The following is a 6,663-nucleotide window of genomic DNA, read 5'->3' on the forward strand; positions in this document are numbered from 1 at the left end:
CGGGCAGGGCCGGGAGGTGCAGCCTTCACCGCTGCTCCTGCTCCAGCGGATGCTCAGCCAGCGCCGTGACCGTCACCCGGGCATACCGCCACACCGGCAGCCTCACCAGCGCTTCGTGCAGTTCCTCAGGACCCGATGTGCTCCAGATCGCCACGTTGGCCAACTGTCCGGGCAGTCGCCAGATCCGCTGCAGGATACCGACCGCGCGCAGCTCACGGCCCCGCTGCCGCTCCTGAGCGAGCAACGCACGGCGGTCCGGCTCCGGCATGTCCGGAGGAAGCACGGTTTCTACGCGAACGAGGAAGTCCATGTGATGTGCCCGCTCACCCGAGTTCCGTCAGCCTGCGATGGGCCTCGGCAACGGCGTCGGCCGGCCGTGCCGTGTCCGCCACGAGTGAGCTGACCATCTCGTTGAGGATCACGGAGATACGAGGCCAGCGCGGGTCGCGCGGCAGCGAGCGGGTGGTGCGATGCGCCTCCTCGAACTGCGCGTAATACGGAGCCAGCGAGGAGACCGCCGGATCGGCCCAGGAGTCCCGGCGGGTGGCCGTGCCGCCCTCCTGTGCGGTGATGCGGTCCATTTCGGCGGTGGTCAGGCCTCGGAGCAGGTCGTACGCGGCGGCCGGCCGGGTGGAGCCGGCGGCGATCACCAGCACCCAATAACTGTTCAGCGCGACCCGCGAACCACCAGGAGCGCTGGCCCGCGGTACCGGTGCGCACCGCACCCGGCCGTGCGTGGGGGAGTCCTCAGGCGCCGAAAGCGCTGCGAAGCCACTCCAGTTCACCATCATCGCGGCCTCGCCCGCCGCGAAGTGCACCCCTGCGGCCACACTGTCCCACTGAGCCGCTGCCGGATCGACCACACGGTGGGTGTGCCACAAGTCGTACAGGAACCGCGCCGAGTCCAGCGCCTCGGACATGTCCAGGCTCAGATTGCCCAACGGGTCAGTGAGGTCGGCACCCCGGCTCCACAGCTGGGTCAGGAAGTCGTACACCGTGTTGTGCTCGTCCGGGTACCCCGCGACGATCGTGCCGTACAGACCGCGCTCCGGCCGGTTGAACCAAAGCGCCTGGTCGGCGTACTGCTCCCAGGTGTCGGGCGGCGTCAGCGGATAGCCGAACTTCTCGGCGAAGCCTGTCCGTTCCACCGCGTCCTCGTACAAGTCGCCGCGGTACAGCAGCATCTCGGGGCCGACGTGGTACGCCACACCGTACGTGCGCCCGTCGGGTCCGCGCTGCAGTGCGCGCAGCGCCGGGTGCCACGCATCCGGCCATCCCTCCGGCGGTCTGTCCCGGAAAAACTCGTCCAGCGGGAGCACCTTGCCCTCGTCGATCAGCGCGGGCAGCCAGTCGGTCACCACCAGCAGCACATCCGCCTCACCCGACGTGGCCGCTGCTCCTTCGACGACCTCGGCCTGCAGGTCGAGAATCTCTGGCAGTCGGTGCTCCGCGGACCGGGCCGAGGCCTTCGGCAGCTGGCGACTCAGCGCCCGGTCGAACCCGTCGAAGGAGCGGCCGAGCAGCAGCAGGGGCTCTTCCCGTTCGGACATGATCCTCCTCCAGCCCGCGCGCCGTCCCGCCCGCGGACCGTGCGTCCCGAGAGCTCGCAGGCTCCCCATCCGGATCAGACTGGACCGGAACACGCCGGTCCAGTGCCGATCAATCGATTGTCTTCGAAGTATTACCTCGCCGAGCCGCACCGGTCAATGTCGTACGCGGCTCATGTGGCGGTGTTCTCCATCCCGGGTATTGTCATCACCGGGGCTCGCGATTACGATTAGGCAATCGATTGACTAACGGTGAGTCAACGGGGGGCGTCGCACCGAACACGCAGGAGGCATCGTGGCCAAGGCGGACAGCGCCGTCGGCACCGCCGGGAAGCGCGCCCGCACCGCAGTCGTCAGGAGTGCCGCGGGCCGACCTCCCCGGCTGATCTACGCCGTGGCCGCGCTCGGAGGAATGGCCGGACTCCTCTACGGATACGACTCCGGCGCGATATCACTGGCCCTGCCCTTCGTCACCGAGCAGTTCGGGCTGAGCGCCGGCGCCCAGGGCTGGGTGACCAGCCTGCTTCTGCTCGGTGCCTTGCCCCTCATCGTGGCGGGCACGTTCATGGCCCGCCGCTACGACCGGCGGATCCTGCTTGGTCGTAGCGGGTGCGATCTTCGTGATCGGCTCGGTTCTCTGCGGTCTGGCTCCCGGCCCCGGCTGGCTGATAACCGCCAGATTCATCCTCGGCCTCGGCGTCGGCCTCGCCACCATGTTCGGCCTGATCTACCTCGCCGAACTCGCGCCGAAGCAGAGCCGCGGCCTGATCACCGCGCGCTACCAGTTCAGCGTGAACATCGGCATCCTCATCGCATACGCCACCGGCGACGCGCTGTCGGGTGGGGGCGCCTGGGAGTGGATGCTCGGCCTCGGGGCCATCCCGGCAGCCGCCTTCTTCATCGGCATGATCATCAGCCCGTCGAGTCCGCGCTGGCTGCTGCTCCACGGACGCACCGACGAAGCCGTCGCAGTGCTACGGCGACTGCGTACAACTGAGCGGGAAGCGCAGGCCGAGGTCGCCGAGATCGGCGCCAGCCCGCATCAGCAGGAAGTGGGCCTCAGGGAACTGCTCCGCTGTTACCGGCCCGCGATCGGTGTGGTGCTCGTCCTCGCCTTCTTCCAGGTCTTCACCGGCGTCAACGCTGTCGTCTACTACGCTCCGTCGATCTTCCAGGGGCTGGCGACGCATTCCAGCAACACCGCGATCGTCGCCAACTACTGCGTCGGCGGTGCGCTCGTGCTCTCCACCGCCGTGTCTCTGCCCCTGATCGACAGGGTCGGCCGACGGGCCCTGCTCGCCCGGAGTCTCGGCGGCCAGATCGCGCCACTGGCACTGCTGACACTCTTCCCGCACGCCGAGACGCTGAATGTCGTGTGCGTGTTCGTGTTCACCTTCGCGTTCGGCATCGGCCTCGGCCCCGTGTTCTGGCTCTACGCGCCCGAGGTGCTGCCGCTGCGGGCACGGGTGATCGGTATGGGCGTCATCACCTTCGTCGAGTACGTGATGAACTTCGCCTTCTCCCAGACCTTCCCCAGTATCTTCGCCGCGATCGGCAACGACGTATTCATCATCTACGCGGTGTTGTCGCTGGCCGGGCTCATCTACGTGCTCCGCTGGGTCCCGGAGACGGCAGGTCGGTCCCTGGAGGGGATAGAGGAGCACTGGCGAGAGCGCCACGCGGACTCCGCCCCGGCCGCCTGACGACATGATGTGGCCCAGGTCAGTAACTGGTTGCCGCCGCAGGCGGTCCCGGCGGCGGGGAGAAGAGGCGCTGCGCCGCCACCGCCGCGCCGCGCCGCGCCGTGCCCAGGTCTCGAACGGCAGCGGGCGCACCACCAGGTCGCAGTCGGCCGCCGCACCGAACGCCTGCGCGCCCAAGCTGCCTGACGATCCACCGCGGGGCCCCCCTCCCGATCGGCTTCGGCAACCGCGGAGTCATCGCGGACAACGACCCGGTCGAGCAGGAGAAGGCGATGAAATTCAACGCGCAGCTCACGAACGCGGTGATCTTCCATAACGCCCTGGACATCGCGGAGATCGTGCGGCAGTTGCTGGAGGAGGGATGGGAGATCGACCCGGAGGACCTGGCGCACATCTCGCCGTACCTGACCGAGCACATCAACCGGTTCGGCGAGTACTCCACGCAACGAGCTCGGCATCCAGCCCGACGCGTACGAGACCAAACTCGACGTCGACTTCACTCCGCTGCGCGAGCCGGACCTGACCGCCGCCGGCCTCGGCCAGGCCGCCTAACCGCTCACTCGCCGGAGGATTCCGCCGTGCCCCCTGAACAGTACGGACGCTGGACCAGCGTCGATACCGCTGACCTCGCGCAGGAGGGCGGCCAAGATGCCGCCCTCGCGCTGGCGTGCAGCCTGCACGCCCTCGCCTGACGCTGACGTCCGGGGATCAGGGCCCTGTTTCCGTACGGCTACGGCCAGGTGGTGTACAGCTTGGCGCGTGATCGCTGCGTGGACCGACGGAATACCAGTGCTCTGCCGACCGCCGCGGAGTCTGAGCCGCCCAACGGCGTACGGCATCCGGTGAAAGGGCGGCATTGCCGGGGGCTTCAGGTCGGGACCAGGAGGGCCGAGGCGAGCATGCCGGCCAGCCAGTTCTCGTAGGTGTCGGCGTGCCAGCCGCGGCCGGTGGTGAGCTGGGTGAACAGGTGCGGCCCGGTCAGGACCCAGCAGGAATCCGCCAGGCGGGGGGCCGTGTCCGCGTCGGAGGGCAGGACGCCCGTATCGGTGAGGTGGGCGATGAAGGCGGTGACGCCGGTCATCCGTTCTTCTTCGCTGATGGCAAGAACCTGCTCGACTTCGGGACCGGCCTGGGCGAGCAGGGTGAACAGGGCGGCGAGCCGTTCGTGGACGCCGCGGACAAACGCGGCGTAGAGGCGGAATTTGGCGCGCGCGTCGCGGGTTTCCCAGACCGCTTGGAGCTGCGGCCGCGCGGCCATGGCCAGGGGTTCGTCGTCTCCGGCCAGGGTGACGTCCCACAGCGCCTTGACCAGCCCCGACTTGCCGCCGAACGCCTTATAAACGGTCTCGGGAGAGACGCCGGCGCGTTCTGCCACCGCGCGGATGGTGGTGGCCTGGTAGCCGTCACGGAAGAGGAGCTCCCGGCACGCCGACAACACCGCGGCGCGGTTGCGGCGCGCGGCTTGCTGCCGACGTCCTGAGTCGTACGGCCGACGCGGAGTACCAGCTGGCATCCCACTTCCCTTCAAAATCCATTACAGTCAACTGTATCGAAAGTTTGCCCGCCCCGGCGCTGGAGGAACGCATGTCCCGCTCCGCCCATCTCCGCCCCCGCCGGCGTGTCGCTCCCGGCGTGGACCGCCTCGGCGACGACGTCGTCAACTTCTACCTGGTCGAGGACCCCGACGGCCTGGTCCTCATCGACGCCGGGCTGCCGGCCCACCTCGGGCAGCTGCGCGAGCACCTGGCCGACTCCGGCCGCTCTCCGGCCGACATCCGCGCCGTACTCCTGACCCACGGCCACCCCGACCACACCGGCCTGGCCCGCACCCTCCAGCAGGCCGGCGCCGACATCTGGGTCCACCAGAAGGACGCCGCGATCCTCCGCGACGGTCCGCGCAGTGCCATGCGCCACGCCAGAACCGAGCGCTCCATGCTGCCCTATCTGCTGCGCCGGCCCGCCGCGATCGCCACCCCGCTGCACCTTGCCCGCAAGGGGGCCTTCACGGCTCCCACCGTTCCCGGCGTGCGCGTCTTCGGCGCCGATCAGCGACTGGACGAGGTCCCCGGCAGGCCGCAAGCCGTCGTCCTGCCCGGCCACACCCCGGGCAGCACCGGCTACCTGCTCCCTGAACGCGGCCTGCTCTTCACCGGCGACGCCCTGGTCACCCATGACGGCCTGACCGGACACACCGGCCCCACCCTTGTCTGCCGCGGCTTCACCCACGACAGCAACGCGGCCCTGACCTCCCTGGACCGGGTGGACGAGCTGACCGCTGCAACCCTGCTCCTGCCCGGCCACGGCCAGCCCATCACCGGCGACCCCCGCACTGCCACGCGCCGAGCCCGGCAGACCGGCCAGCACTGAACAACAGCAGAGGCGACTCAGAAGACACGAGACCCGGACCATCACCCGACGCGATACACCACCTGACCGTAGCCGTACGGAAACAGGGTGGCGACGACTCGGCCGTGTGATGACTCTTGGTGAAAGCCGTCACGCTTCATGCTTGCAGAAATGAGTAGTTCTGAGAGGGTATTTGATTTAGGTAGATCATCCTGTATGCCCTAGTAGGTGCCTCGCCGGGTGGGTGTGGTCTCGTCTGTTATGCGCTTGGCGAGGTTGTCGATCGAAGCGATGTGGATCATGCTTCGGAACTGGCGAAAAGGGTTTCGTAATCGCGGGCCAGGCGTCGGCGCAGCATAAGCCAGCCGAGACTTCGTTCTACGACCCAGCGCCTTTTGACGACGTGGAAGCCGCGGATTTCGGGGTTCCTTGACACGACTTCGACGTCGATTCCGAGGTTGGCGCCGTGGTCGATCATGGCGTTCTTGAAGCCGGTGTCGACCCAGGCTTTGGATATGGTCGGATAGGTTTTCTTCACGTTGTTGAGCAGCCGTATTCCCGCCGCGTTCTCCGAGAGGCTGGCGGCGGTAACGGTCACGGCGAGGAGTAGGCCGAGCGCGTCCGTGACGATCCCTCTTTTCCGGCCGACGATCTTCTTTCCTGCGTCCGTTCCCTGGCTGGTCGGGGCAATGCCGGTGAGTTAGCGAGTCCGTGCAGGTCAGACGCTCGCGAATGGTGGGGTGGGGGTGAAATGCCCCCCGGTGATGCTGCGTGGTTCGTCACTTCCGGTGACGTACCAGCGGAGGCTGGGACACGGCAACGTAGCTCCCGGTAAGACAGAAGATCGACCAAGATCCGACTGTCCGCAAGGGAACTCCGTTGGGTACTCAGTGTGCCATTGCCCCCGTGCCGTCTGCCATCGGCGAGGGCCATCACGTCCCGTTGGGCAGGCAGGTGGCGTCGCCGGACCCGTGAGGTGACCCCCGTGGCGTGGACGCACCTGATAATGGTTCTTGATGGTCCGGGAGGGTGTAGATCCACATGGCACGGCGCTCGAAGTACGGTCC

At 68.0% G+C, this 6,663-nt stretch carries 7 protein-coding genes and 1 pseudogene; 3 read left to right on the plus strand and 5 right to left on the minus strand.

Translation table 11 applies throughout. From position 1 onward, the window contains the following. Positions 1-25: 25 nt before the first annotated feature. The 3 genes from ACIRQP_RS39510 to ACIRQP_RS39520 all read right to left on the minus strand — a co-directional run bounded on the left by ACIRQP_RS39510 (position 26) and on the right by ACIRQP_RS39520 (position 2,114). The gene (locus ACIRQP_RS39510; protein WP_403899865.1) at positions 26-310 is read right to left on the minus strand and encodes a muconolactone Delta-isomerase; all 285 of its coding nucleotides are present in this window, start codon (positions 308-310) and stop codon (positions 26-28) included. Between the two features lie 13 nt (positions 311-323). After that, positions 324-1,550 carry an extracellular solute-binding protein gene (locus ACIRQP_RS39515; protein WP_403899867.1) on the minus strand — a complete coding sequence of 409 codons (1,227 nt, stop codon included), beginning with the start codon at positions 1,548-1,550 and terminating at the stop codon, positions 324-326. A gap of 423 nt (positions 1,551-1,973) precedes the next feature. Next, positions 1,974-2,114 carry a hypothetical protein gene (locus ACIRQP_RS39520; protein ID WP_403899869.1) on the minus strand — a complete coding sequence of 47 codons (141 nt, stop codon included), beginning with the start codon at positions 2,112-2,114 and terminating at the stop codon, positions 1,974-1,976. Positions 2,115-2,143: 29 nt separating this feature from the next. Between ACIRQP_RS39520 and ACIRQP_RS39525 the strand changes: the two genes are divergently transcribed. Together ACIRQP_RS39525 and ACIRQP_RS39530 are read left to right on the plus strand one after the other, a co-directional pair. Beyond that, positions 2,144-3,250, plus strand: coding sequence for a sugar porter family MFS transporter (locus tag ACIRQP_RS39525; RefSeq protein ID WP_403899871.1), 1,107 nt, complete (start codon positions 2,144-2,146; stop codon positions 3,248-3,250). A gap of 101 nt (positions 3,251-3,351) precedes the next feature. After that, complete coding sequence (locus tag ACIRQP_RS39530; RefSeq protein WP_403899873.1) at positions 3,352-3,942, plus strand: Tn3 family transposase; 591 nt, start codon at positions 3,352-3,354, stop codon at positions 3,940-3,942. 176 nt (positions 3,943-4,118) lie between these two features. On the opposite strand, the gene ACIRQP_RS39535 is transcribed toward ACIRQP_RS39530, so the two are convergent. Further along, positions 4,119-4,763 carry a TetR/AcrR family transcriptional regulator gene (locus tag ACIRQP_RS39535; protein WP_403899875.1) on the minus strand — a complete coding sequence of 215 codons (645 nt, stop codon included), beginning with the start codon at positions 4,761-4,763 and terminating at the stop codon, positions 4,119-4,121. 71 nt (positions 4,764-4,834) lie between these two features. Between ACIRQP_RS39535 and ACIRQP_RS39540 the strand changes: the two genes are divergently transcribed. Beyond that, positions 4,835-5,617, plus strand: a complete 783-nt coding sequence (locus tag ACIRQP_RS39540; RefSeq protein WP_403899877.1) for an MBL fold metallo-hydrolase — start codon at positions 4,835-4,837, stop codon at positions 5,615-5,617. Positions 5,618-5,817: 200 nt separating this feature from the next. Here ACIRQP_RS39540 and ACIRQP_RS39545 read toward each other — a convergent pair. Then, a pseudogene (locus ACIRQP_RS39545) lies at positions 5,818-6,293 on the minus strand (transposase); the annotation flags it as partial. Positions 6,294-6,663 lie beyond the last annotated feature (370 nt).

This window comes from Streptomyces sp. NPDC102274, assembly GCF_044766385.1.
GTDB lineage: Bacteria > Actinomycetota > Actinomycetes > Streptomycetales > Streptomycetaceae > Streptomyces.